Source organism: Mesorhizobium sp. RCAM 05104 (assembly GCF_059683645.1).
Genome location: NZ_CM185033.1, coordinates 392,664 through 418,499, shown reverse-complemented (window position 1 = coordinate 418,499; position 25,836 = coordinate 392,664). Strand labels below are relative to the sequence as shown.

22 protein-coding genes and 1 pseudogene are annotated in these 25,836 nt (G+C 62.5%); 14 read left to right on the top strand and 9 right to left on the bottom strand.

The features are described from left to right. The first annotated feature begins 58 nt into the window (after positions 1-58). The 3 genes from AC56QP_RS02300 (at position 59) to AC56QP_RS02290 (ending at position 1,642) form a co-directional block, all read left to right on the top strand. Positions 59-457 (top strand): NADH:ubiquinone oxidoreductase subunit NDUFA12, encoded by a 399-nt coding sequence (locus tag AC56QP_RS02300; protein WP_489861111.1) that lies wholly within the window; start codon positions 59-61, stop codon positions 455-457. A 140-nt stretch (positions 458-597) separates the two neighbouring features. Next, on the top strand, positions 598-1,152 hold the full coding sequence (locus tag AC56QP_RS02295; RefSeq protein WP_489861112.1) for a DUF2155 domain-containing protein: 555 nt from the start codon (positions 598-600) through the stop codon (positions 1,150-1,152). A gap of 103 nt (positions 1,153-1,255) precedes the next feature. Beyond that, positions 1,256-1,642 (top strand): hypothetical protein, encoded by a 387-nt coding sequence (locus tag AC56QP_RS02290; protein WP_489861113.1) that lies wholly within the window; start codon positions 1,256-1,258, stop codon positions 1,640-1,642. On the opposite strand, the gene aat is transcribed toward AC56QP_RS02290, so the two are convergent. From aat to AC56QP_RS02260, 6 genes are all read right to left on the bottom strand, one after another. Beyond that, a complete protein-coding gene (gene aat / locus AC56QP_RS02285) occupies positions 1,567-2,271 on the bottom strand; it encodes a leucyl/phenylalanyl-tRNA--protein transferase (protein WP_497109019.1) in 705 nt (234 codons plus the stop codon). The genes AC56QP_RS02290 and aat overlap by 76 nt on opposite strands. A 12-nt stretch (positions 2,272-2,283) precedes the next feature. Next, positions 2,284-3,627, bottom strand: a complete 1,344-nt coding sequence (gene accC, locus AC56QP_RS02280) for an acetyl-CoA carboxylase biotin carboxylase subunit (protein ID WP_489861115.1) — start codon at positions 3,625-3,627, stop codon at positions 2,284-2,286. Between the two features lie 10 nt (positions 3,628-3,637). Beyond that, positions 3,638-4,096 (bottom strand): acetyl-CoA carboxylase biotin carboxyl carrier protein, encoded by a 459-nt coding sequence (accB, locus tag AC56QP_RS02275; protein ID WP_091578528.1) that lies wholly within the window; start codon positions 4,094-4,096, stop codon positions 3,638-3,640. 26 nt (positions 4,097-4,122) lie between these two features. Then, complete coding sequence (gene aroQ, locus AC56QP_RS02270) at positions 4,123-4,557, bottom strand: type II 3-dehydroquinate dehydratase (protein WP_489861116.1); 435 nt, start codon at positions 4,555-4,557, stop codon at positions 4,123-4,125. Positions 4,558-4,702: 145 nt separating this feature from the next. Beyond that, the gene (locus tag AC56QP_RS02265; protein ID WP_489861117.1) at positions 4,703-5,503 is read right to left on the bottom strand and encodes a DsbA family protein; all 801 of its coding nucleotides are present in this window, start codon (positions 5,501-5,503) and stop codon (positions 4,703-4,705) included. A gap of 70 nt (positions 5,504-5,573) precedes the next feature. Continuing rightward, a complete protein-coding gene (locus AC56QP_RS02260) occupies positions 5,574-6,974 on the bottom strand; it encodes a M48 family metalloprotease (protein ID WP_489861118.1) in 1,401 nt (466 codons plus the stop codon). Between the two features lie 145 nt (positions 6,975-7,119). Here AC56QP_RS02260 and AC56QP_RS02255 point away from each other — a divergent pair, with 145 nt between their 5' ends. Beyond that, positions 7,120-8,268, top strand: a complete 1,149-nt coding sequence (locus tag AC56QP_RS02255; RefSeq protein ID WP_489861119.1) for a pyridoxal phosphate-dependent aminotransferase — start codon at positions 7,120-7,122, stop codon at positions 8,266-8,268. Positions 8,269-8,272: 4 nt separating this feature from the next. Next, a complete protein-coding gene (locus AC56QP_RS02250; protein ID WP_489861120.1) occupies positions 8,273-9,202 on the top strand; it encodes a glutaminase in 930 nt (309 codons plus the stop codon). Between the two features lie 103 nt (positions 9,203-9,305). On the opposite strand, the pseudogene AC56QP_RS02245 reads toward AC56QP_RS02250, so the two are convergent. Beyond that, a pseudogene (locus AC56QP_RS02245) lies at positions 9,306-12,237 on the bottom strand (Rne/Rng family ribonuclease). Positions 12,238-12,887: 650 nt separating this feature from the next. Here AC56QP_RS02245 and AC56QP_RS02240 point away from each other — a divergent pair. The 8 genes from AC56QP_RS02240 (at position 12,888) to AC56QP_RS02205 (ending at position 21,374) form a co-directional block, all read left to right on the top strand. Then, positions 12,888-14,150 (top strand): N-acetylmuramoyl-L-alanine amidase, encoded by a 1,263-nt coding sequence (locus AC56QP_RS02240; protein ID WP_489861122.1) that lies wholly within the window; start codon positions 12,888-12,890, stop codon positions 14,148-14,150. Positions 14,151-14,362: 212 nt separating this feature from the next. Further along, the gene (locus tag AC56QP_RS02235; protein ID WP_497100785.1) at positions 14,363-16,807 is read left to right on the top strand and encodes a penicillin-binding protein 1A; all 2,445 of its coding nucleotides are present in this window, start codon (positions 14,363-14,365) and stop codon (positions 16,805-16,807) included. Positions 16,808-16,929: 122 nt separating this feature from the next. Further along, positions 16,930-18,061 (top strand): peptide chain release factor 2 gene (prfB, locus tag AC56QP_RS02230; protein ID WP_256750985.1). Its coding sequence is split into 2 segments (ribosomal slippage): positions 16,930-16,995 and positions 16,997-18,061, totalling 1,131 coding nucleotides; the frame shifts between segments, so codons are not numbered across the junction. A gap of 143 nt (positions 18,062-18,204) precedes the next feature. Next, positions 18,205-18,627 (top strand): GFA family protein, encoded by a 423-nt coding sequence (locus AC56QP_RS02225; protein ID WP_489861123.1) that lies wholly within the window; start codon positions 18,205-18,207, stop codon positions 18,625-18,627. Between the two features lie 187 nt (positions 18,628-18,814). After that, positions 18,815-19,192 (top strand): hypothetical protein, encoded by a 378-nt coding sequence (locus AC56QP_RS02220; RefSeq protein WP_489861124.1) that lies wholly within the window; start codon positions 18,815-18,817, stop codon positions 19,190-19,192. A 135-nt stretch (positions 19,193-19,327) separates the two neighbouring features. Then, a complete protein-coding gene (locus AC56QP_RS02215; protein ID WP_489861125.1) occupies positions 19,328-19,696 on the top strand; it encodes a GFA family protein in 369 nt (122 codons plus the stop codon). 158 nt (positions 19,697-19,854) lie between these two features. Further along, on the top strand, positions 19,855-20,505 hold the full coding sequence (locus tag AC56QP_RS02210; protein WP_256750989.1) for a YiaD family glycine zipper/OmpA-like lipoprotein: 651 nt from the start codon (positions 19,855-19,857) through the stop codon (positions 20,503-20,505). A gap of 260 nt (positions 20,506-20,765) precedes the next feature. Continuing rightward, positions 20,766-21,374, top strand: coding sequence for a hypothetical protein (locus AC56QP_RS02205; RefSeq protein WP_489861126.1), 609 nt, complete (start codon positions 20,766-20,768; stop codon positions 21,372-21,374). 177 nt (positions 21,375-21,551) lie between these two features. Here the strand turns inward: AC56QP_RS02205 and AC56QP_RS02200 are convergent, their stop codons facing one another. Both AC56QP_RS02200 and AC56QP_RS02195 read right to left on the bottom strand, forming a co-directional pair. Then, positions 21,552-23,144, bottom strand: a complete 1,593-nt coding sequence (locus AC56QP_RS02200) for a DEAD/DEAH box helicase (protein ID WP_489861127.1) — start codon at positions 23,142-23,144, stop codon at positions 21,552-21,554. A gap of 192 nt (positions 23,145-23,336) precedes the next feature. After that, positions 23,337-24,110, bottom strand: a complete 774-nt coding sequence (locus AC56QP_RS02195) for an NAD kinase (protein ID WP_489861128.1) — start codon at positions 24,108-24,110, stop codon at positions 23,337-23,339. A 721-nt stretch (positions 24,111-24,831) separates the two neighbouring features. Here AC56QP_RS02195 and AC56QP_RS02190 point away from each other — a divergent pair. Beyond that, entirely contained in the window at positions 24,832-25,827 is a 996-nt protein-coding gene (locus tag AC56QP_RS02190) for an NAD-dependent epimerase/dehydratase family protein (RefSeq protein ID WP_497100786.1), read from the top strand. Positions 25,828-25,836: the final 9 nt, after the last annotated feature.

Here is a 25,836-nt window from a genome sequence, read left to right as displayed (position 1 = left end):
TCCCGAAGGCCTGACGCCATAAGCAGGAAACGGGCGCCGTCGGCGCGAGGGTTCTGAGATGAAGACTTTCCTTACGCAGTTTTTCACCTGGTGGAACAGCCAGACGCTGGGAACGCGCCTGCACACCTGGCGGCATGGCAGGAAGGTCGGCCAGGACGAGACGGGCAACGTCTACTACGAGGGCGGCACCGATTCGGAAGGCCGCACGCGCCGCTGGGTCATCTATCGCAACTATTCGGAAGCTTCGGCCATTCCGCCCGGCTGGCACGGCTGGATCCATCACCGTGTCGATGTCGCGCCGCCGAGCGAGGACTACAAGCCACGCGACTGGCAGAAGCCGCATCAGCCCAATTTGACCGGCAGCCCGGCGGCCTATCGGCCGAAGGGCTCGGTGCTGACCAATCAGCATCGCCCGCAGGTCACTGGCGATTACGACGCCTGGACGCCCGGGTCGTAACGGCCCCGGCTTGTAACGGCGCAAGTGCAGGCCGATCCTTTATCGCCACAATTGGTGTTTAGCTGCTTGCTGATCAGAAAACGGCGACTAGCCTTGGCGATCGACAGAATCACCCGGGCGCGAACCACCGGTATCCCTATATGAGCTTTTTCAGCCTGACATCGATGGGCGGCCTGACGGTAGCCGCCGGCCTTGCCGTGAGCACCGCAGCCTTTGCCGCTTCGCCCACACCCGCCGCGCCCGCGCCGGCGGCGCCCGCGGGGTCGGATCGCATCACCAATCCGGTTGCCGAGTTCGCCGGCATCGACAAGATCACCGGCCGCATCATCACCTTTGACGTCTATATCGACGAGACGGTGCAGTTCGGCGCTTTGCAGGTGACGCCGCGCGTCTGTTATTCGCGGCCGCAGACCGAGGAGCCGAAGACGGATTCCTTCGTCGAGGTCGACGAGATCACGCTCGACCGCAAGATTCGCCGTATCTTCACCGGCTGGATGTTCGCCGAAAGCCCTGGCCTCAACGCCGTCGAGCATGCCGTCTATGACGTCTGGCTGAAGGCCTGCAAGCAGAAGTCGGATGTCCCTGCGCCAGACGCCGCCAAGGCTGACGGGACCAACGCCGACGCTGCGAAGCCTGCTGCAGCCAAGCCGGAGACTGCACCCACCCCGGATGTGGCGCAGCCCGATCCCGCATAACCGGATACCACCGAAGCCAACTGATCCTCCGGAACCGTCGCCGCCATCATGCGTTGGGGCCACGAACGACAGCGCATCAATGCGCCTGGAGGATGATTTTCCCATGTCAGACCACAAGCGGATCACCGCCAGCAAGAAAGAGCTGCTCGAACTCGAAAAGGGGTTCTGGACAGGCGATGCGGCCTACTACGCGGCCAATGCCGACACCGAATGCCTGGTTGCCTTTCCGCAGATGGCAAAGGCGATGGACAATGCCGATCTCGCCAAGACCGCGACCAAGCCCAACCGCTGGCGCGACCTCGATATCGAGCTCAAGGGAATAATCGAGCCGGGCAGCGATATCATCATGCTGACCTACGAGGCCCATGCGACACGCGAGAATGGCGAACCCTACGCGGCGTTGGTCAGCACCGGCTATGTCCATCGCGTCAACGGCTGGAAAATGATGTTCCATTCGCAGACACCGTTGGAGACCGCGACCCGGAAGTGAGAGGCTTGATCGTCAGGGAAAAAGATCGCCTCGCCCTTAAGCGCTTCGGCCAGCATCTTCTCATACTTGCCACGCGGCACGTCGACCGCGCCGAAGCGCTTCAGGTGCTCGGTGGTGAACTGCGTATCAAGCAATGCGAAGCCCCGTTCCTTCAACCGCTCGACCAGATAAAACAGGCAGGTCTTGGAGGCATCGGTCTCCCTGGCGAACATGCTTTCGCCAAAGAACACCCGGCCGAGCGACACGCCATAGAGGCCGCCGACCAGCCGGTCCTGGCGCCAGGCCTCGACCGAATGGCAGTGGCCCAGCCGATGCAGTTGCACATAGGCCTCACGGATCGGCGCATTGATCCAGGTCGACCGGCGCTCCTCGCGCCTTTCGGCGCAGCCATCGATCGTCGCTTCGAAATCGAAATCGAAACGGATGTCGAACGGGTGCTTGCGGATCGTCTTCTTCAAGCTCTTGGGCGTGTGAAAACCTTCGAGCGGGATGATGCCGCGCGTTTCCGGCCGCACCCAGAACACTTCGGGATCGCTGGCGCTTTCGGCCATCGGAAAGACGCCCGAGGCATAGGCCTTGAGCAGCAGGTCGGTGGGGATGCGATAGCCGGGCGCGTAGGGACGGGTCATCGCGTTCCCGCGCTATTCGCCTTTGGCCAGGTATTTTTCCAGCCAGTGGATGTCGTAGTCGCCATTGGCGATGTCCGCATTGCCGACAAGATCGCGAAACAGCGGCAGCGTCGTCTTGATGCCGTCGACGACGAACTCATCCAGGGCCCGCCGCAGCCGCATCATGCACTCCACGCGGTTGCGCCCGTGGACGATCAGCTTGCCGATCAGGCTGTCGTAGTAGGGCGGGATCTTGTAGCCGGAATAGACGCCGGAATCGACGCGGATACCAAGGCCGCCAGGCGTGTGGAAGTGGGTGATGGTGCCGGGCGAGGGGGTGAAGGTGCGCGGGTCCTCGGCATTGATGCGGCATTCGATGGCGTGGCCGTTGAACTTGATGTCCTCCTGCTTCACCGAGAGGCCGCCGCCGGAGGCGACGCGGATCTGTTCGTGCACCAGATCGATACCGGTGATCGCTTCCGTCACCGGATGCTCGACCTGCAGGCGCGTGTTCATCTCGATAAAGTAGAATTCGCCATTCTCGTAGAGAAACTCGATCGTGCCGGCGCCGGAGTAGCCAAGGTCGGCAATGGCCTTGGCGCAGATGTCACCGATGCGGGCGCGCTCCTCGGCATTGAGTGCCGGCGAGGGCGCCTCTTCCCAGACTTTCTGGTGACGGCGTTGCAGCGAGCAGTCGCGCTCGCCGAAATGGACGCCGCGGCCGAAGCCGTCGCCGAACACCTGCACCTCGATGTGGCGCGGCTTTTCCAGGTATTTCTCGATATAGACGGCATCGTCGCCGAACGCGGCACCCGCTTCCGTGCTCGCTGTCTGCAAGGCGATCTCAAGGTCAGCCTCGGTAAGGGCGACCTTCATACCGCGCCCGCCACCGCCAGCCGATGCCTTGATGATCACGGGATAGCCGATCTCGGCGGCAATGCGCCTGGCTTCCTTTTGATCGGTCACAGCGCCGTCCGAACCGGGCACCACCGGGATGCCGAGGCGCTTTGCTGTGCGCTTGGCCTCGATCTTGTCGCCCATGATGCGGATGTGGTCGCCCGATGGGCCGATGAAGGTGATGTTGTGTGCGGCCAGGATGTCGGCGAACTTGGCGTTCTCCGACAGGAAGCCGTAGCCCGGATGCACCGCGTCGGCGCCGGTGATCTCGCAGGCGGCGACGATCTGATGGATGTTGAGATAGCTATCGCGCGATGGCGGCGGCCCGATGCAGACGCTCTCGTCGGCCAGCCGCACATGCATGGCGTCGGCGTCGGCGGTCGAATGCACGACCACCGTCTGGATGCCGAGTTCCTTGCAGGCGCGCAGCACCCGAAGCGCGATTTCGCCGCGATTGGCGATGAGAATCTTCTGAAACATCCGGCCCGCTCTACTCGATCACGACGAGCGGCATGCCGTACTCGACCGGCTGCGCGTCCTCGAACAGGATCGCCGTCACCGTGCCGGCGCGGGGCGAGGGGATCTGGTTCATCGTCTTCATAGCCTCGATGATCAGCAGTGTCTGGCCTTCCTTGACCTTCTGGCCGACTTCGATGAACGCCTTGGCGTCGGGCGACGGCGCCAAATAGGCGGTGCCGACCATCGGCGAGGCCACCGCGTTCTTCGACACGTCAACCGTTGCCGGGCCAGCCGCGGCAGCGGGCTGGGCCGCTGCTGGCGCATAGGCTGGTTGCGGCGCTGCGATCGCATGGACGGCAGGTGCCTGCCGCGAGACGCGCACCTTCAGGTCGCCCAGTTCAACCTCGATCTCGGTCAGGTTGGTGTCGTTCAGTATGCCCGCCAGATCGCGGATCAGTTGCTGGTCAACACCGGTCTTCTTTATCGACATTTTCGAGCCTTCTGTTTGTTGGCCGGTCATAGGCGTGCGGCCAGCGCCTGCAGCGCCAGCGTGTAGCCGAGCGGCCCAAAGCCACAGATCATGCCGACGGCAACCGGCGCGACCATGGAGACGTGGCGGAATGATTCCCGCGCATGGATGTTTGAAAGGTGGACTTCGGCGACTGGCAGCGGCGCGACGGCGCGGATGGCGTCGTGGATCGCGATCGAGGTGTGGCTGTAGGCGCCCGGATTGATGACGATGCCGACAGCCTTGTCTCCGGCTTCCTGAATCCAGTCGACAAGGTCGCCCTCGTGGTTCGACTGGCGGAAATCGATCTCGAACCCAAGCGACGCGCCGGCCTGTTTGCAGTCGTCGGCGATCGAGGCAAGCGTCTTGCCGCCATAGATGCCCGGCTCGCGCTTGCCGAGCGCGTTGAGATTGGGACCGTTCAGGACGAAAACAGTTTTCAAAAAAGCCGACCTTCTTAGGCGCCGACGTCAAGCCGGCGCGCTGGGCCCTCTATAATGGGCATAGACGTCCGCGAAAAGAGCGCAAGTGCGTTCTTTCACTGTCCACAACAGGCGGAAATGCGCCCGTGAAGAAAAGCGAGGTTGATCAAAGCGCGGCTTTCGCCGCCTGGATCTTTTCCGCGAGCACTTCCTGTCCGAGCGCCCCGAACACGACCTCGTTGCCGACCACATAGGATGGCGTTCCGGTGATCGCCAGCTTGTTGGCAAGATCATAGGTCTTGGAGAAAGCCTCGGGGATCGACGGGTCCTTCATTTTCTCGCGCAGCGTGGCCTCGTCGGCGCCGAGCGAAAGCGCGATCTTGATGGCCGCTGCCTCCGTGGCGCGTCCCTGACCGCCGAGCAGCGCGTTGTGGAATTCGCCGTACTTTTCCGGCATCATCAGGTGGAACGCCATCGAGACGACGCTCGCTTTCTGCGAATCCGGTCCGAGGATGGGAAATTCCTTGAGCACGAAGCGCAGATCCGGATCGGCCTTGGTCAGCGCCCGCATATCGTCGATGGCGCGTTTGCAGAAGCCGCAATTGTAGTCATAGAACTCGACGATGGTGACCTTGCCGCTCGGGTTGCCGACGACGCCGTCGAAAGCCGAGTTGAAGATCTGGTCCTTGGCGTCCTTGATCACGCCCAGATGGGCGATGCGCTGCTCTTCCTTCTGCTTGGCCTCAAGCGCGTCCTGAACCTCCAGAAGCACTTCCGGGTTCTTCAAGAGGTAGTCGCGGATGATGCCTTCGACCTCGGCGCGGTCGATCTTGGTGTCGCCCGCCATCTGGACAGGCTGCGCCGTGCCGGCCTTTGCAATCTGCGGGCTTCCGGCCACGAATCCGAAAGCCAGCATGGCAAGGGCGACCGCAATCCCCGTGGTGCCCAGCAGCAGTGCTTTTTTCATCGTTCCTGTTCCTTTTGCCTGTTTTCCGGCCCGGTATGCCTGGCTCTGTCGCAGCGCGTGGCCGGAAGGTTCATTTGATCTTGATCTTGTTTGACGGTGTGTAGTTTATGATGTCCTGAGCGCGCAGCCAGCGCGGCTCGCCGCGCTTCATCTGCTGCTGCGCCCGCATGGCGAAAATCTTCGCATCCTTGTAGTTGCCGGAATAGAAGTGACCTTCGGCGGTGGCAAGTTCGGCGCCCGGGATGTCACCCAGTTCGCCATAGGCCTGCGCCAGGTAACGGTATCCGGCGGAATTTTCCTTGTCGCGCCCCAGACCATTGTTGATCTGCACCACTGCCTTTTTCAAGGAGTCTGGCGTGCCGATGGCCATCAGCGCCTGGCCCCAGGAAACCGGCAGCAGCCCTGACCGCGCCGGATCGAGGCTGACCGCCTTGGCATAGGCGTCCGCGGCATCCTTGGGCCTGTTCGCCTTCATCAGGATATCGCCACGCAATTCCTGAAAATAGGCGTTTTTCGGTTGGGTCTTGATCAGTACATTGGTCTTGGCGAGCGCGGTGGCGATGTCGCCGAACAGGTAGGTTGCCTGAGCATCGCCATATTGCGCGGCGAGGCTGCCCGGCATCTTGCGTATCAGCCGCGACGCGGCCGCCTGGCCGTCCATGTAGACGGCGATCTTCACACGCATCATGTCGTGCCGCTGCTGCAGCGCCGGTGGGTCGACCCTGTCGACGTAAGGGCTCTGCTTCACCAGCACTTCCAGATTGGCGATACGATCCTGCGGCATCGGATGGCTGATCCGGTAGGGATCGACCTGTGCGCCCGATAGCGACAGCGCCGTCTGGAAACGGCGGAACGTCTTCAGCATGCCCATCCCGGATTGGCCGGTGGCGTTGAGGTAGGTGATCGCCGAACGGTCGGCGGTCATCTCCTCGGTCCGCTGATAGGCGAGGATGCTGCGCTGTGCCATCTCGCCGCCGCCGGCCGCCACACCCATGCCGGCGCCGGCAAGGCCGCGGCTGTTGGTAGCGGCGCCGGCAGCGATGGCGCCGGCGCCAAGCAATGTGGCGATGATCGCCATCGTCTTGGCGCGTTCGAGCTGGTCGCGCAGTTTCTGCTGGTGGCCGCCGGCGATATGGCCGGCTTCGTGCGCGATGACGCCGATGATCTCGTTGGGCGTTTCGGCCGTCATCAGCGCGCCGGTGTTGATGAACAACCGGCGTCCGGTGACGAAGGCATTGAAGCTCTGATCGTTGACCAGGACGATGTCGATCCCGTCATTCGCCAGTCCCGCCGCCTTGAAGATCGGCCGCGCATAGTCGCGCACCAGTGCCTCGATCTCGGCATCGCGTATCACGGGCACGTTCTGGGCGAGGGCGCTGACCGAACTCGTCACCGCAACGACAGCCCCGAGCGAAAGCCTCGCGAAGACGCGCGCTGCCTGGGCAATCGTCGATCTGGGTCGGCTCAACATGACGTGTCCACTGGTAGACGAGCGGGCGAAGGATGAAAAGTCGGCGCCGGAAACTTCCTCAACTTGTGATCCTCACATCAATCGGGCATTTGTGCGGCGCATGCGCCAGAAGTTGGCGCCCTCAGCCATCGGGAATATTGGTTAAATGGTCGTTTCGCTTTCACGCCGTGGCAATGTCGAGCCATTCCACGCGATGGACATCCTGGCCGAAGCAAACCGGCTGAAGGCACGAGGGGTGTCTGTCGTTTCCATGGCCGTCGGACAGCCCTCCGATCCGGCACCGGCTCGTGTCCGCGAGGCGGCGGTCAAGGCCTTGCAGGACGGACGCATCGGCTACACCGACACGCTCGGCCTCGCCGCCCTGCGCAAGGCGGTCGCCGAACACTACGCCGATCACTATGGCCTCGATGTTCCACCCAGCCGGATCGCGGTGACCACCGGATCGTCGGCCGCTTTCAACCTCGCCTTTCTGGCAATGTTCGACCCTGGCGACCGCGTCGCCATCGCCGCGCCCGGCTATCCCGCCTATCGCAACATCATGGCAGCGCTCGGCATCGAGGTGGTCGAGATCGAGCTTGGCGACGAGGCCTACCTGCATGCCGGCCATCTCGAGACCGCGCATCGCGAGAAGCCGCTGAAGGGCGTTCTGTTTGCTAGCCCGGCCAACCCAACTGGCGCTGTCATTCCCGCCGCCGAACTGTCGGCGTTGGTGAAGACGGCGGAAGACCTCGGCATCGCCGTGATTTCCGACGAGATCTACCATCGGCTGGCCTACGCTGCCCCAGACACCACGGCTCTTGCCTATGGAAGCAGCGTGACGGTGATCAATTCCTTCTCCAAATACTATTGCATGACCGGCTGGCGCATCGGCTGGATGGTGCTGCCGGAAGAGCTGGTGCGGCCGGTCGAGCGCATCGCCCAGAGCCTCTACATCTCGCCGCCGGAGCTGTCGCAGATCGCCGCGATCGAGGCCTTCGCCGCGACCGAAGAGCTGGAAGCGGTCAAGGGCCGCTACGCCTGGAATCGTGAACTGCTGATGAAGCGTCTGCCGGAACTCGGCTTTCCGCTGGCTGCACCCATGGATGGCGCCTTCTATGCCTTTTGCGATGTCACCAGGCACACCAATGACAGCATGGCCTTCGCGCGAAAGATGCTTGCGGAAGCGCATGTGGCGGCAACGCCCGGCCGCGACTTCGACACCCAGGCTGGGCACCGCACCATGCGTTTCTCCTATGCCGGCAGCCACGACGACATGGTCGAGGCGATGGCGCGCATCGAACGCTGGTTGAGGTAGCATCATGCCGGAGCTCGAGCAGGCGCTGGCCGAAGTCGCCGCCGAAATGGCCGAACGCACCGATCGTGGCGATGTCGCCACCTACATTCCGCAACTCGGCAAGGTCGATCCCAAGAAGTTCGGCATCGCCGCCGTCACCAATGACGGCCGCGTGCTGATGGCGGGCGATGCCGATCAGGCTTTTTCGATCCAGAGCATCTCGAAAGTGTTCACGCTGACTTTGGCGCTCGGCAATGTCGGCGACGCGTTATGGCAGCGGGTCGGACGCGAGCCGTCGGGCAATCCGTTCAACTCGATCGTGCAGCTCGAGCAGGAGAACGGCATTCCGCGCAATCCGTTCATCAATGCCGGCGCCATTGTCGTTTCCGACATCCTGCTTGCCGGCCACCAGCCGCGCGAGGCGATCGGCGAAATCCTGCGCTTCATCCAGTTCCTGGCCGATGACGAGACTATTATCATCGATCGCGAGGTCGCCGCTTCCGAAAGGGCTACCGGTTATCGCAATTTCGCGCTCGCCAACTATATGAAATCCTTCGGCAATCTCCATCACGAGCCGGAGCTGGCGCTGGGCGTCTATTTCCACCATTGCGCCATCGCCATGAGCTGCCGGCAATTGGCGCTCGCCGGCCGCTTCCTTGCGCATGGCGGCAAGAATCCAGCGACCGGGCATTCCGTGGTGTCGGCCGAGCGCGCGCGCCGCATCGGCGCGATGATGCTGACCTGTGGCCACTATGACGGCTCCGGCGACTTTGCCTTTCGCGTCGGCATTCCGGGAAAAAGCGGCGTCGGCGGCGGCATATTGGGCATCGTGCCGGGCATCGCCTCGCTTGCCGTCTGGTCACCCGGCCTCAACGCCAACGGCAATTCCAAGCTGGGCTCGATCGCGCTGGAGAAGTTGGCCAGGATGATGAACTGGTCGATCTTCGCGCCATAGCATATCGCCAGCTAGCAGAGCGCCAGATATGAAAAATCCCGCGCCGTTTTCGAACGGCACGGGATTCTCTTTGTCAAAAGATCAATTCAAGCGACTGAAAGGCTTAGAAAAAGCCCTTCCGCTGCCACCAGCCTGCGCGCTTCGGCTTGTCCTCGGTTTTGGCTGCCGGCTCGTCCACAACGATCGAAGAGACCACCGGCACGACCGGCGCATCGACTGCTGCCGGCTTGCGCCGTGACGGCCGGGCCTTCGAGGGCTTTTCCTCGACAGCCGCGACCACCGTTTCGTCCGCGACCGCAACCGGAGCCTCGATTGGTGCTTCCTCGGCGGCTTCGACAGAAGTCGCCTCGGCGACGACCTCGGCCGCTGCCTTCTTCGGCTTGGCTGCGCGACGCGGCTTCTTGGGCTTCTCGGCGCTCGGCGCTTCGTCGCTCACCGCAGCCACTGGCTCTTCGACGGGCGCGGCGATTGCCGGCTCGATCGAGGCAGCCTCGCTTGCGGAGGCGTCGCCCTCGGACGGTTCGGTCGTTTCGCCGACACTTGCCTCGGTCTCGCCTTCACCGTCTTCACGGCGGTTGCGCTTGCCGCCGCGCTTGCCGCGCCGGCGCTTCTTGCCCTGGCCCTCATCCGAAGCCTGGACCGTTTCGTCCGTTTCGGCGGCGCCGAGCGGAGCTGTGTCCTCGGTTTCGGTGTCGTCGTCGGTCAGGTTCGCTGATTCAGAGGAATCGCCCGCCGGAGCGGAGACAGAAGCACCGTCCGTAGCGGCGCCATGTTCGCGATCGCGATCCTTGCCGCCGCGCCGCCTGCGGCGTTTGCGACGCTTGCGGTCACGGCCTTCGCCTTCCTCTCCGCTGGCAGGTCGCGGCTGTTGTTGCTGCGGCTGCTGGCGGGGCTGCTCGGCCTGCGCCGGTGTCTCGTCGTCTTCCTCCACCACGACAGTCTCGTCCTCGGGCTCGTCCGGCTCGACATAGGCCGGGAAGCTCCGGGCCTCGACAAAGCCTTCGGGCTTTTCAGCCAGCGCGCCGCGGAAGATCGCATAGTGCTGCGCACCGACCGAATCGTCGGCCTCGATGGTGATGGTCAGGCCGAAGCGGCTTTCGAGTTCCACCAATGTACCGCGCTTGTGGTTGAGCACGTAGAGCGCAGTGGCCGCCGGTGTCCGCACGGTGATGTGGCTGCGCGAGATCCTTGAGCAGGAATTCCTCGATCGCCCGCACCACCATCAGCGCGACGGACGAATCGGAACGCACATGGCCGGTGCCGCCGCAATGCGGGCAGGGCTTCATGGTCGATTCCAGCACGCTGGCGCGGATGCGCTGGCGTGACATCTCCATCAGGCCGAAATGCGAGATCCGGCCAACCTGTATGCGCGCGCGGTCGTTCTTGAGGTGGTCCTTCAACCGCTTCTCGACGGAGCGGTTGTTGCGATTCTCCTCCATGTCGATGAAGTCGATGACGATCAGGCCGGCGAGATCGCGCAGCCTGAGCTGGCGGGCGACTTCCTCCGCCGCTTCCAGATTGGTATGGAGCGCCGTGTCCTCGATCGAGTGCTCCTTGGTGGAGCGGCCCGAATTGACGTCGATGGCGACCAGCGCCTCGGTCTGGTTGATGATGATGTAGCCGCCACTTTTCAACGTCACCTGCGGCTGCAGCATGCGGTCGAGCTGCGCCTCGATGCCGTTGCGCACGAAGATCGGCGTCGTGTCGCGGAAGGGCTGGACGACCTTGGCATGGCTGGGCATCAGCATGCGCATGAAGTCCTTGGCCTCGCGATAGCCTTCCTCGCCGGAGACGAGAATCTCGTCGATATCCTTGTTGTAGAGGTCGCGCACCGAACGCTTGATCAGGCTGCCTTCCTCATAGACGAGGGCAGGGGCCGTGGACTGCAAGGTGAGATTGCGGACGTTTTCCCAAAGTCGCATCAGGTATTCGTAGTCGCGCTTGATCTCGGCCTTGGTGCGGCTCTCGCCGGCGGTGCGCAGGATGACGCCCATGCCCTGCGGCACTTCGAGATCGGCAACCACCTCCTTGAGGCGCTTGCGGTCGACCGCGCTGGTGATCTTGCGCGAAATGCCGCCGCCGCGCGCCGTGTTCGGCATCAGCACCGAATAGCGGCCGGCCAGCGAAAGATAGGTGGTCAGTGCGGCGCCCTTGTTGCCGCGTTCTTCCTTGACGACCTGCACCAGCAGAATCTGCCGGCGCTTGATCACTTCCTGGATCTTGTACTGGCGGCGCACCGGCTTGCGGCGGTTGCGCACTTCCTCCAGCGCATCCTCGGCGCCGACGGATTCGATCTCGTGATCATCCGGATGCGATGACTGCACCTCCTCCAGCATGCCACGATCGTTGTCGCCGGACGTCGCTTCGCTTCCCTGTTCCGCCTGCGGGACGGCTTCGGAAATCACATCGGCCTCGATGGAGGCCGCGATCGACGTAGGACCGCCTTCGCGGGGTTCGGTTTCGCCCTGGTCGGCGGAATCCTCGTCATGGTCGGACGTATCGGCGTGTTCCGATGTATCGGCAGCGTGTTCGATGGTCTCGAAAGCGGGAGAGGCGTCTTCAGCAACCGCATCGGCATCGGCGCTGTTGTCGTTGCCTTCGCCTGCCTCACCGGAATCGGCTGCGCCTGCATCGCGCCTGTGTTCACCGCGGTCGCGGCTCTTGCCGCCACGCCGGCGCCCGCGTCGTCCGCGATCGCGGCTCTGGCGATCGTCGCCTTCGCCGTCCTCGTCCTCCTCGTCCTCAGCCTCCTGCGCTTCCGCGCGCAGCAGTGCCTGACGGTCGGCGACCGGAATCTGGTAGTAGTCGGGGTGTATTTCACTGAAGGCGAGAAAACCGTGACGGTTGCCGCCATATTCGACAAAGGCTGCCTGGAGGGAGGGTTCGACGCGCGTTACGCGGGCGAGGTAGATATTTCCTTTGAGCTGCTTCTTGTCCTGGGATTCAAAGTCGAATTCTTCGATACGGTTACCGCGTACGACGACAACTCGTGTTTCCTCCGGGTGGGAGGCGTCTATCAGCATTTTGTTGGGCATTATTTCGTTTCCTCCCGGCAGCCGCCAGCCGCAGCTTGCAAGGCAAGGCCCGCTGCTGCGTGTCTGGAGTGTGGGTGCCGGATGTCTGAATGTCCGCCGGCCGCCGCTTGAGCGCCATGGCGGTGCCGCCCGCAGCCATAATGGCGCGGTTTGATGCGGACCTTTCCATGATTGCGCTTGAAGCCATCGTCACCAGCAGAACCTTTTGAACCAAAGCCCGGCAAACCGGACCAGCTTGTTTGCTCATACAGAGCCGGCGCGGGAACAAACCCGGCCGTTTTCCTCACGCAGGCGATTCCCCCGCCACGGGCGCACACCTGCGAAATTCGTCGCGATCACCTGAGGCCTTTTCGCGTGAAGCGAAAGGAGCCGCCCTTCGTCTGACCCTGTAGCAGGAAGCTGCGGAGGAGGGCGGTTCCAGGATTGCAGTGATCCACCATCGCTTTTATGATTTGGCGGGGTGGAAGGCAACCCCGATTTCCGATGCCGGCAAAAAGCGGTTCCGTAGCGTAAGAACAGGCTAAGACCCTTGCATGAAAAGGCTTGGTTAACCTTCTCTGGATACCAATCGTTAATCGAGTTCGCGGCCTAACCGGCACTTCGACGAAACGACCGGGCGCCTGCGCCAAACCGGGAGCGACTGGAAAGAGATGGGACTGGCGGACTTCACAGACAAGGGATGTCGTGTTGGCGGCCAGATTCTCGGCGTTTTTTGTCTTTTGCTGCTGCTGGTGGTCTCTTCTGCTTCTTCCACCGTTGCCAATGCCGCCGACGCACCGCTGGTGGCAACCGGCTACAAGATGGCGGGCGATGCCACCAAGACGCGCATCGTCATCGATTTCAATCGCGAACCTGATGTCAAATGGTTCCTGCTGCGGGGGCCCAACCGCCTTGTCATCGATCTTGCGAATGCGAGATTTGCAATTGGCGCCAAGGACCTGAAGGCGCGCGGCTTGGTCAGGGGCGTGCGCCTGGGCGCGCTCGGCGAGGGCGTTTCGCGGCTGATTCTCACCGGCAAGGGGCCGTTCGCCGTCGACAAGCTCGATGTGCTCAAGAACGAGGATGGAACCGGCTACCGCATCGCCATCGACATGTCGGCGGCCTCCGAACGGGAGTTTGACGCCGCGCTTGCCAACCAAGCACTGACCACTGGCTCGACGGTTTCGACCGACAAGGGGGGGCGGGTCGGCACCGGGCCGGTCTCCAATCCGGGCCACCGCTTCACCGTCGTCATCGATCCTGGCCATGGCGGCATCGACGGCGGCGCCGAGGGCCTGAACGGCACTATCGAGAAGAATGTCACGCTCGCCTTCGCCACGGAGTTGCGGGACAAGCTCGCAGCCGTCGACAAATACGATGTCTACATGACGCGCGATACCGACGAGTACCTGCGCCTGGACGACCGCGTGCGCATCGCCAGGCAGCACGAGGCCGATCTGCTCATTTCCATCCATGCCGACACCATCAGCGTCAAGGGCATCCGCGGCGCCACCGTCTACACCGTCTCCGACAAGGCTTCGGATCCCGAGGCGCAGGCGCTCGCCGACCGCGAAAACCTCTCCGACCAGTTCGCCGGCCTGGAAATCAAGAACGACAACAAGGAAGTGACCGACATCCTGATCGACCTGATCCGCCGCGAGACGCACAATTTCTCGATGAGTTTCGCCCACACGCTGGTCGGACAGCTTTCGACCAGTGTCGGCCTCATCAACAATCCGCAGCGTTCCGCGGGATTCAAGGTGCTGAAGGCGCCGGACGTGCCATCCGTTCTGGTCGAACTCGGTTATCTCTCCAACGCCAAGGACGAGGCGCAGCTGCTCGACGCCGATTGGCGCGGCAAGGCGGCTCAAAGCATCACCAATGCCGTCGCGTTGTTCGCCTCCGCCCGCACCGGAGCGGGCGCCGGAGGCTGACAGGCTCGGCGGGCCTGCAACCAGAGGCGGCGTTGCGCGACGACAACACCTGGTGCCTTTATTTCCGCCTTGCGGTCACGAAATCAGGCATTGCCGTATTTTGTCCACATGGTGGCGACATGGGTTTTCGATTGCGGTTTGGGACCGGTTCGAAAGCTTGCGCGAAAGGCGGCTTCGTTTAGGAAATTCCCGAACCAAGGACTGGAGCGGGTATGATTCGTCTCATTGGCTATTTTTTCGGCATCGGCACGACGCTGGCCCTTCTGGTCGCGGCGGGCGTTGCGCTTTACATCAGCCATGTAGCAAAGGATCTGCCTGACTACGAAGTGCTGGCCAAGTACGAGCCGCCGGTGACCACCCGCATCCATGCCTCGGATGGCTCGCTGATGGCGGAGTATGCGCGCGAACGGCGCCTGTATTTGCCGATCCAGGCGATCCCGGATCGCGTCAAGGCGGCCTTTTTGTCCGCCGAGGACAAGAACTTCTATACCCACCCTGGCGTGGACATAACCGGACTGGGCCGGGCCATGCTTACTTACGTTTCGGGGGGGCCGATGCAGGGTGGTTCGACCATCACCCAACAGGTTGCCAAGAACTTCCTTCTCACCAACGAGCGCTCCCTGGAACGCAAGGCCAAGGAGGCCATCCTTTCGTTCCGCATCGAACAGGCCTATTCCAAGGATCGTATCCTTGAGCTCTATCTCAATGAGATTTTCTTTGGCTTCAACGCCTATGGTGTCGCCGGCGCCGCACTGACCTATTTCGATAAATCGGTGAACGAACTGACCGTGGCCGAAGCCGCCTATCTGGCTTCGCTCCCGAAAGGTCCGGCCAACTACAATCCCTTCAAACACGCCGATCGTGCGCTTGAGCGGCGAAACTGGGTCATCGGCCAGATGGTCGAGAACGGTTACGTGACCCCCGAAGAGGGTGCGAAGGCGAAGGCCGAGCCGCTTGGCGTCGTCCCACGCCGCACCGGCTCCTATTTGTTCGCGGGCGAGTATTTTACCGAAGAGGTTCGTCGGCAGATCATCGCCCGCTATGGCGAGAATGCGCTCTATGAGGGCGGCCTTTCCATTCGCACGACCCTTGATCCGAAAGTCCAGCTCATCGCCCGCACAGCGATGCAGAACGGGTTGATAAAATACGACACGTTGCGCGGCTATCGCGGGCCGGTGACGTCAATCGACGTGTCCGGTGACTGGGGCGCCCGGCTGGGTGCCGTCAAAGGACTGGAAGATGTGCCCGAATGGTCGCTCGCCGTCGTGCTCGACAGTTCGGAGTCCGGTCTGTCGATCGGCCTGCAGCCCGCGCGCCAGGCGTCGGGCGATATCGTCAAGGAACGCGTCGAAGGCACCGTCAGCAAGGAGGACATGGGTTTTGCCATGCGCCATGTGGTCGGCGGCAAGACCGTCAAGGCAAAGTCGCCGGCGGACGTGTTGAAGCCGGGCGATGTCATCTTTGTGCAGAAGAACGACGGCGCCGATGGCGCCTACAGCCTGCGTCAGGTTCCTGAGGTGGAGGGCGGCCTGATCGCCATGGATCCGCACACCGGTCGCGTGCTGGCCATGGTCGGCGGCTTCTCCTACGCACAGTCGGAATTCAATCGTGCGACGCAAGCCATGCGTCAGCCGGGCTCTTCGTTCAAGCCGATCGTTTATTCGGCCGCGCTCGACAATGGCTATACGCCGGCCTCGGTGATCATGGACGGGCCGATCACCATCCAGAGCGGCAACACCACCTGGACACCGAAGAACTACGACGGCACGGTGGCGGGGCCGGCAACCCTGCGCTCCGGCATCGAGAAGTCGCGCAACCTGATGACGGTGCGGCTTGCCAATGACATGGGCATGAAGCTGGTGGTGGAATACGCCGAGCGCTTCGGCGTCTACGATCACCTGGCGCCGTATCTGCCGATGGCGCTGGGCTCCGGCGAAACGACCGTGATGCGCATGGTGTCGGCCTATTCGATCATGGCCAATGGCGGCAAGTCGATCAAGCCGTCGCTGATCGACCGCATCCAGGATCGCTACGGCAAGACGGTGTTCAAGCAGGACGAACGCGGCTGCGAAGGCTGCAACGCGGCCGAATGGCAGAACCAGCCGGAGCCGGAGCTGGTCGACAATTCCGAGCAGGTGCTCGATCCGATGACGGCCTATCAGATCACCTCGATGATGGAAGGTGTCGTGCAGCGCGGCACTGGCGCCACCATCGGCGAACTTGGCCGCCACATCGCGGGCAAGACCGGAACGACGAACGACGAAAAAGACGCCTGGTTCATCGGTTACACGCCCAACCTCGTCGTCGGTCTCTACATGGGCTACGACACGCCGCGCGGCCTTGGCCATGGCGCCACCGGTGGTGGTCTCGCCGCGCCGATCTTCAAGGACTTCATGCGGGTGGCGCTGGACGGCACACCCAATGTCGACTTCAAGGTTCCGGATGGCATGAATCTGGTCGCCATCAATCGCAAGACCGGCATGCGTGCCACGTCGGGCGATCCGGGCACCATCATCGAAGCCTTCAAGCCGGGTACCGGTCCCGCCGACAGCTACTGGGTGATCGGCATGGGCGCCGACGGTTCCAATGGTTCCGGCGGAGCACTGTCGCCGCAGGCCAACCAGGAGATCCAGGACGGCGGCGGCGGCCTTTACTGACGATTTTCATGGGCGGATGGGCTGGCCTTGCGCCAGCCCATTTTGCTTTACAGCCGGCGGCAGCCTCCCTATGTATCGCGCCGACCGATTGCCATTTCAGCAAACAGGACGAACAGCCAGCCATGCGCGCGGAAACGCAAAACATCGTCGACGAGATCAGGCAGGCGATAACCCTGCTGAGGAGGCATCTTTGACTGGGATCAGGCCATAAAGCGGCTTGAATACCTCAATGTGCGCGCCGAGGACGCCAGCCTCTGGAACGAACCGCTGGAAGCGCAGAAACTGATGCGCGAACGCCAGGGCCTCGAGGAAGGCATCGCGTCGGTGAAGGGGCTGACGCAGGCGCTGGAGGACAATATCGGCCTGATTGAACTCGGTGAGGAAGAGCACGACGAAGGCGTCGTCGCCGAGGCCGAAGCAGCGATCCGTTCGATGCGTGGCGAGGCGAAGGCCCGCCAGATCGAGACGCTGCTGTCGGGTGAGGCCGACGCCAACGACACCTATCTCGAAGTCCATGCGGGCGCCGGCGGCACCGAGAGCCAGGACTGGGCCTCGATGCTGCTGCGCATGTACACGCGCTGGGCCGAGCGTCGCCGCTTCAAGGTCGAGATTCTGGAAGTGCATGACGGCGAAGAAGCCGGCATCAAGTCCGCCACGCTGCTGATCAAGGGCCACAATGCCTATGGCTGGCTGAAGACGGAATCAGGCGTCCATCGCCTGGTGCGCATTTCGCCTTACGACAGCAATGCGCGCCGCCACACCTCATTTGCCAGCATCTGGGTCTATCCGGTCATCGACGACACGATCGAGATCGATGTTTCCGAATCCGATGTCCGCATCGACACTTATCGCTCGTCCGGTTCGGGCGGCCAGCACGTCAACACCACCGATTCGGCCGTGCGCATCACCCATCTCGCCACCGGCATCGCGGTCGCTTGCCAGGCCGAACGCTCGCAGCACAAGAACAAGGCCAAGGCCTGGGAGATGCTGCGCTCGCGCCTCTACGAAGAAGAGCTGAAGAAGCGTGAAGCGGTTGCGAACGCCACCGAGGCGTCGAAGAGCGATATCGGCTGGGGTCACCAGATCCGCTCCTATGTGTTGCAGCCGTATCAGCTGGTGAAGGATCTTCGCACCGGCGTCGAGAGCACCAGCCCGTCAAGTGTGCTCGATGGCGACCTCGACGATTTCATGGAAGCCTCGCTGTCGCAGCGCATCGAGGGCGGTGCGGGTGAGGTTGTGGCCGACCTGGATTGATGCATGTTGCTCAAATGCGCGCAGCATTTTTGGGGCAACGAAATGCATAAAAACAAGGGCTTAAAGCGCGTTGCGTGACTCGGCTTCAACGCAGCGCGCTTCAGGCCTTGGGACTGCGGCCTGAAATGGATCCGGGTTGGGCGATGGCGCGCAAGCTTGCCGGAAAATGCCTCTGCGGCGCTGTGCAATACGCCGTGACGGACGAATTCGCTTACGCGGCCAACTGCCACTGTTCCAATTGCCGACGAGCCACCGGCTCGGCCTTCAAGCCGTTCGCCGGTATCGAGCGCAACAAGCTTGTCTTGACGCAAGGCGAGGGCAACCTTCTGATCTTTGGCGACCAAAGCGGCCATGACGCGCACTGCGGGCTGTGTGGTTCACTGCTCTATTCGCTGGTGCGCGAAGCAACCTTCTTCCATGTCGCCATGGGGACCCTGGTCGACGAGCCATCGATTCGTCCGTCCGCCCACATCTTCGTGGGTTCGAAGGCAAGCTGGTTCACCATCACCGACGAGTTGCCGCAATATGAAGAGCATGTCGTGACTGCCAAAGCCGTCGACGAATAGCGTCGGCCGGCCACCAGCAATTTCTTGCGCCGACTCACATTTCGGCTCACCATCACGGCGTTGAGGGGAGAAAAAGCATCTATGGCCGGGCGCGGCGTATCTGCAAGCTGACGATCGGCCGCTGGGAAGACACGTTCCGGGAACGGGCAAGCGAAACGCTTGAATCTCGTTTGAAAGGAATGTTCCCATGTTTGCCGCCAGGTCCAGATCGGCCATTGCCGTTCAATCGGTTGGCCAGCTTCTCCTCTCCTTGTGCGCAACCTTTGCGGTCTTGGCGCTGATGGCGCCGGCCTTGGCGCATGACGCCAAGCCGACCGCGGCGAAGCCGCAAGGCTGGAGCTACCCGTTCGCCTGCTGCGCGAATTACGACTGCCGCGAGGTGTCGCAGACCTCGATCAGCGAGCGCCCGGAGGGCTATGTCATCAAGGACACGGGAGAGGTGGTGGCCTACAGCGACAGGCGGATCAAGGATTCGCCCGACGGCGAATTCCATTGGTGCGCGCATCAGGCCGGGCTCGATGCCGGCAAGACCATCTGCCTGTTCGTGCCGCCATCGTCTTACTAGGCCTCTTCTTGGTTTGGACCAAGCCAGGGAGGAATCAGGCTCTCTGGCCGGATCTGCTGACGGACAGTTGTCAGGAGCGCCCCTTTATGCTGCCCTTGCCGCGCGAGGCGGCGGGCGACAGGAGGAAGTTCGTTGATGACCATCAAGGCAAGCTGTCATTGCAGGGCGACGACATTCGAGGTTTCGCAGGCACCGCAGACGGTAACGCAGTGCACCTGTTCATTCTGCTCGAAACGGGGTTCGCTGTGGGCCTACTACACGCCGTCGCAATTCAAGCTGACCAGTCCACCGGAAAACGTTTCTGTCTACGAGTGGGGATCGAAAACCGTAAAGCATGGTTTTTGCGCCACCTGCGGCTGCGGCACGTTTACGGAGACACCGGACTGGTCGACTGGCAAGCCGGATTTCGACAACCCAAAGATCAGCGTCAATTCGCGGCTGTTCGATGATTTCGATCTCGACAAGGTCGAAGTGGTGATTATCGACGGCAAGAATCTCTGGTAGCCCAACCGGCAATGGCGCTTTGCGGATCAATTCGGTCCCTCGGGAAAAGCCGTGGGCGGCGCTTTTGCCGTTCCGCTTTTTGCCGCATTTCATGTACAAGACGCGGGAAGGGCTGATTTGGCGCCGTCTCAAGGCGCGACTTGGAGAGGGACCATCCTATGAAGAAGACCGTGCTCGTCGTTGTGGCGACGGCTCTGTTCGTGAGTGCCTGCACCACCACCGATCCGTATACCGGGGACCAGAAGATTTCCAACACGGCCGCCGGTGCCGGGCTTGGCGCTCTGGCGGGTGCCAGCCTTGGCCTGCTTGCCGGTGGCAATGACCGCCGCAACGCACTGATCGGCGCCGGTATCGGCGCGCTGGCCGGCGGCGCCATCGGCGCCACAATGGACCAGAACGAGGCCGAACTGCGCCGGCAGCTCGAGGGCACCGGTGTCAGCGTCACCCGCAGCGGCGACCAGATCATCCTCAACATGCCGTCCGACATCACCTTCAACACGGATCAGGATGCTGTGAAGCCCGGCTTCTACCAGGTGCTGAACTCGGTCGCTCTGGTGCTGAAGAAGTTCAAACAGACCACGGTCGACGTCTTCGGCCACACCGATTCGACCGGCGGCGACCAGCACAATTTCGATCTGTCGCAGCGTCGTGCGCTGGCGGTGGCCAACTATCTGGCCGGTCAGGGCGTCGATCAGCGCCGCTTCGCCGTCACCGGCTTCGGCGAGACTCGTCCGGTCGCATCCAACGCGACGGCCGAAGGCCGCGCCCAGAATCGCCGCGTCGAGATCCAGCTGTCGCCGCTCACCTGATCTGTTCGGCAAGCGAATGCGAAACGGCCCCATGTGGGGCCGTTTTTTGTTTGAGCGGACGTCGACAGAGCGGACGTCGGCGCTCTTCGGATTGGCGCACCATAGAATTAGCTAGTTCTAAATAGCTACTTTCCGGCAACCATGGAAAGGAATAGCATCGTCGCTGTTCCGGAGGGGATGAGGCGGTACAACTGGCCGCGCAATCAGCATTTTTCCGCCTCGGTCTTGCACGGCCAGATCAGAAAATCTGGGAGGAATGCATGACAAGAATAGCCAGCCTTGGGCGCTGCGGCGTCCTCGCTTTGACAAGTCTTGTCGGCGCATGGTTGGGCGTCGCCACGGCTCGGGCCGAGGACGCCAACAAGGCCGACATCGATGCCTTGAAAAAATCGCTCGCCAAATATGAGGACTACACCGCCGCCGTTCGCGACCTCTATCTGTCGACAGTCGGCTGCGTCTACTACAGCGGAGAAAAGATACCGGGCTCGATGGAATACCCGAAAGGCGCCATGGGCATCCATTTTGTCAACGTTCCAAGCGTCGGCCAGAAACTGGACCCGATGAAGCCCAACGTCCTGATCTACGAGCCGACCAAGAAAGGCTTGAAGTTGGTCGGGGTGGAATGGCTGGTGCCGCTGACGCCGGACGTCAAAGCGCCGCCGAAGCTGTTTGGCCAAACCTTCATGGGCCCGATGGAGGGACACTATCCGCTCATCCCGAGGGAGTTCGTCCACTACGATCTTCACGCCTGGCTGTTCAGTGACAATCCGAACGGCATGTTCAGTCCGACGAACCCGAACGTGAAATGCACCAAGGCCGAGTTTCCGATGCTGGAGAAACCGACCAAGATGATGCCTGGGCCGATGTAACGGGCGAGCCAGGCCGATGCATGTCGCCCAAAAGTGGACCCGGTTTTGGGAGCACGACATGCATCAAACAAAGACCTAAAGCGCGTCGCCTTGATCCGTTCGAAAGCGACGTGCTTCAGGAGGCTTTACCGAGAGCGCAAGCCGGATGGCCGGCTTGCCTTCGAAGGCGGCCTGGAATCAGACCTTGGCGACGATCCGCATGAACGCCGGCATGTCATCACCAAAGCCGACGGTGGCATCGTTGTCTTCCTGGTGGCGTTGGCGGGCAGGGCGGCTGTTGTCTCGCTGCGGCCTGGTGTCACCACGTTCAGGTGCGCGCTGCTCGTTGCGATCGGAGGATTTGCGTTCGGTGTTGTCCGAGCGGATTGCGTCCTTGCGCGCGCGCCGTTCACCGTTCTCGGCGGCGGCGGTCTCAGCCACGTCAGGCTGCTCGTGCTGCTGTGCAACGACGGCTGGGGCAACTTCCTCGCTGCGTCCGGCACGGTGTTCGCCGCCCCTCTTGCGCTCGCCCCTGTCCTTGCGATCGTCGTCCTTGCGGCCGGCACGGCGCGGCGCGCCTTTGCCACGGCGCGGAGCATCGTCCTCGCCTTCGCTGGCGACCACCGTCGACAGGTCGCCGTCATGCCACTCGATCTTGGTGCCGATCAGCCGTTCGATGGCGTCGATATACTTGGTGTCCGTCTTGGTCGCGATGGTGAAGGATTTGCCAGAGCGCCCCGCGCGGCCTGTGCGGCCGATGCGGTGGACATAGTCCTCGGCATGGATAGGCACGTCATAATTGAAGACGTGGCTGACGTCGGGAATGTCGAGACCGCGCGCCGCGACGTCGGAGGCGACCAGATAGCGAAGTTTGCCATCGCGGAAATTGGCCAGCATCTGCATGCGCGCCCGCTGGTCCATGTCGCCATGCAGCGCACCAGCGTCGAAATCATACTTCAGCAGTGAGCGGAACAGCTCCGACACCTCGACCTTGCGGTTGCAGAAGATGATGGCGTTCTTCAGTTCGGCGTCTTCGGCCTTCATCAGGTTGCGCAGCGTCTCGCGCTTGTCCCAAGGCTTCGAGCCTGACTTGACCAGTCTCTGGATGATGTTGGTTGCGGCGGACGCCGCCTTCGAAACCTCGACGCGCACCGGCGCGTGCAGGAATTTCTCGGTGAGCTTGGTGATTTCCGGCGGCATCGTCGCCGAGAAGAACAGCGTCTGCCGGGTGAACGGGATCATCTCGCAGATGCGCTCGATGTCGGGGATGAAGCCCATGTCGAGCATGCGGTCGGCTTCGTCGATGACGAGGATCTCGACGCCGTTGAGCAGCAGCTTGCCGCGCTCGCGATGGTCGAGCAGGCGGCCGGGCGTCGCGATCAGCACGTCGGCGCCGCGCTCCAGCTTCTTGTCCTGTTCGTCGAAGGACACACCGCCGATCAACAGCGCGATGTTGAGCTTGTGGTTCTTGCCGTATCGAATGAAATTCTCTTCGACCTGTGCCGCGAGTTCGCGAGTCGGCTCCAGGATCAGCGTGCGTGGCATGCGGGCGCGCGCCCGGCCTTTTTCCAGCCGGGTTAGCATCGGCAGCACAAAGGACGCCGTTTTGCCGGTGCCGGTCTGGGCGATGCCCAAAATATCCTTGCCGAGCAAGGCATGCGGGATGGCGCCGGCCTGGATCGGCGTCGGCTGGGTGTAGCCGGCATCGGTGACTGCGGAAAGGACCTTCGGCGACAGGCCGAGGTCTGCGAAGGTCAACGCTTCTTGAGCGATCGTGGTGTCTGAGGACAAGTGTTGTTGTCTTTGGCTGGTTCGGGGAAGCGCAACGGCGTCTGTCGCGGCAAGCGCCACGCGCCTGCAAGATTGGTATTGCGATTAGGCGCAAGTCCGCGATTTGTCAACACAAACGGGCGGGATTGGAACGATTGTGAAGTTGTAACCTTAATCGCGATGCTTAATTCGGCCGCTTGTCTGTGTGCCGGCTCAGTAACGGAACTGTTCGGCCAGGATGCGCTCGTTCCAGGAATGATTGGGATCGAACAGCAGCGTCGCCGTCGCCGTCGGCGATTCCCGCACCGTTACCGAGGTCACGGCCTTGACCTCGGTATGATCGGCGGCGGCGTTCACTGGTCGCTTTTCCGGCTCGAGGATGTCCAAGCGGACGGTCGCCTTGTTGGAGAGCAGGGCGCCGCGCCAGCGGCGCGGACGAAACGGGCTGACCGGGGTAAGCGCCAGCAGTGGCGCGTCGAGCGGCAGGATCGGCCCGTGCGCGGAAAGATTGTAGGCCGTGGAACCCGCCGGCGTCGCGATCATCACGCCGTCGCAGCTCAATTCCTCGAGCCGGATCTGTTCATCGACGCTGATGCGGATCTTGGCCGTCTGATAGGACTGGCGCCACAGCGCCACCTCGTTGATGGCCAATGCCGAAACCGTTTCGCCTTCAGAGGTGACGGCCAGCATCTCCAGCGGGCGGATCGTTTCGGCGACCGCGGCCGCTATACGCTCCGTCAGGCCACCGTAACGGTACTCGTTCATCAGGAACCCGATGGTGCCACGGTTCATGCCGTAGACCTTCTTTCCCGTTCCCATCGTGTCGCGCAAGGTCTGCAGCAGGAAGCCGTCGCCGCCCAAGGCAACGACAACCCCGGCATCCGCGACCGAGCACTGGCCATAGCGCGCCGACAGGCTCTCCAGCGCCGCCTTGGCGTCTGCTGTGTCGGACGAGACGAAGGCGATGCTGCTGGCGGCTGTGCTCATGGTTCCCCGATGGCGAGCGATTGGCTGCGGCAGGTTGCCGGGCCGCGCCAGCGCCGGGGTAGCATGGGCGGGGCACGTCTGCAAAGAGAGACCGCCTCCTTTCGGGTGAAGCAGCAAGGACGCTGTCTCGGTGGCTCGCGTTTCGTGTCGCGAGACAGGTGAAAGTGATGGTTAAGGCGGAGCTTAAACTCTCGTAAAGGCGGACCGTTCATGTTAGCCGGCATTGGACGGGTGGCGTGGGGCCTAGCCAGTCGAGGCCGATCCGTTGCCGGTGACACGCCTGATCATCGTCTTTCTGATGCTGGGAAGTTTCGCTCTTGTCTTCGCCGAGTTGGTGCGCCAGTCCGGGGAGATGAGTTTCCGACCCCAGCCCACGGCGTCGCGCTGCGGTGATGCAGCCGGAGCGCCATGCCCGCAAAGGGCGCTGTAGATCGCCTGAGGACACCAATCGTCTGCCCGACGATTGCTTCGGCGGCGCTCCGCGCCGGGACCCGGCCGCTCCTCGCTCAGCAGCTTTTCTTCTCAAAGCGGAGGCCGGTGGCCGCCGCCAGTCCGTGTGGATTGCCAGAGCTTGCTCGTTGCGCTTGTGGCCCTTCGCGGCGTAGATGAGCGCATTGACTGGCGGAAAGGTTTTGGGATTCGGTGGCGATGGCCTCGTATTCCTTGGGAAACAAGCCCTGCGGCTCGTTGACTAGCCGAGTGTCTGGAGGGGGAATTTTCCATGTCGCGCAGCGTATTGGTTTCTGGTGGTTGCGGTTTCCTGGGCTCGCATCTGGTCGACCGCCTGCTGCGGCGAAGCGACGTGGAGAAGCTGGTCGTCGTCGACAATCTGTGGACCGGGGTGCGCGACAACATCGCGCATGTCGCCGACCCGCGTTTCAGCCTGCAGATTGCCGACGCCGAGAGCTTCGCATCCATTCAGCGCTTCGATGAGATCATACATCTCGCATCGCCGGCTTCGCCGGTATGGTACATGCGCGAGCCAGCGCGCACCATCAAGGCCAACATAGGAGGCGCGCTCAATCTTCTGGCGTTGCTCAGGCCAGGTGGTCGTTTCTGCTTTGCCTCGACCTCGGAAGTTTACGGCGACCCCCTGGTTTCCCCGCAACCCGAGAGCTACAGGGGTTCCGTGGACTGCACCGGTCCTCGGGCCTCCTATGATGAAAGCAAGCGCTGCACCGAGGCGCTTTTGTTCGAGCAGCAGCGCGTCAGCGGGCTCGATGTTCGTGTCGTGAGGCTGTTCAACGCCTATGGGCCGCGAACCCGCATCGATGACGGCCGCGCCATTTCGAACTTTGTCAGCCAGGCCCTGACAACAGGCGTCCTCACCGTCTACGGCGATGGCTCCCAATCGCGCAGCTGGGGTTATGTCGACGACATTGTCGATGGATTGGAACGTTTCTTCTGGCGCGACAGCATCACGCACCGTGGTCCCCTGAACATCGGCAACAATCACGAGGTTTCGGTTCTGCAGACGGCCAAGTTCGTCAGCTCGCTTGTCCCTGGCAGCCGCATCCAGCACCATCCTCCGGTTCCCCAGGACCCGACAAACCGGTGTCCGGATCTGACCCAGGCGAGGCGTGTTCTTCCAGGCTGGGAAGCAAGGACCAGCTATCAGGACGGCATCCAGCGCACCTTCGAATGGTTTCGCCGGCAGATTGCCACCACCGCAAGCCAGCAGATTGTCACCGCAAGCAACGTGGCTTCGGCGGGCTGAAACGCCGGG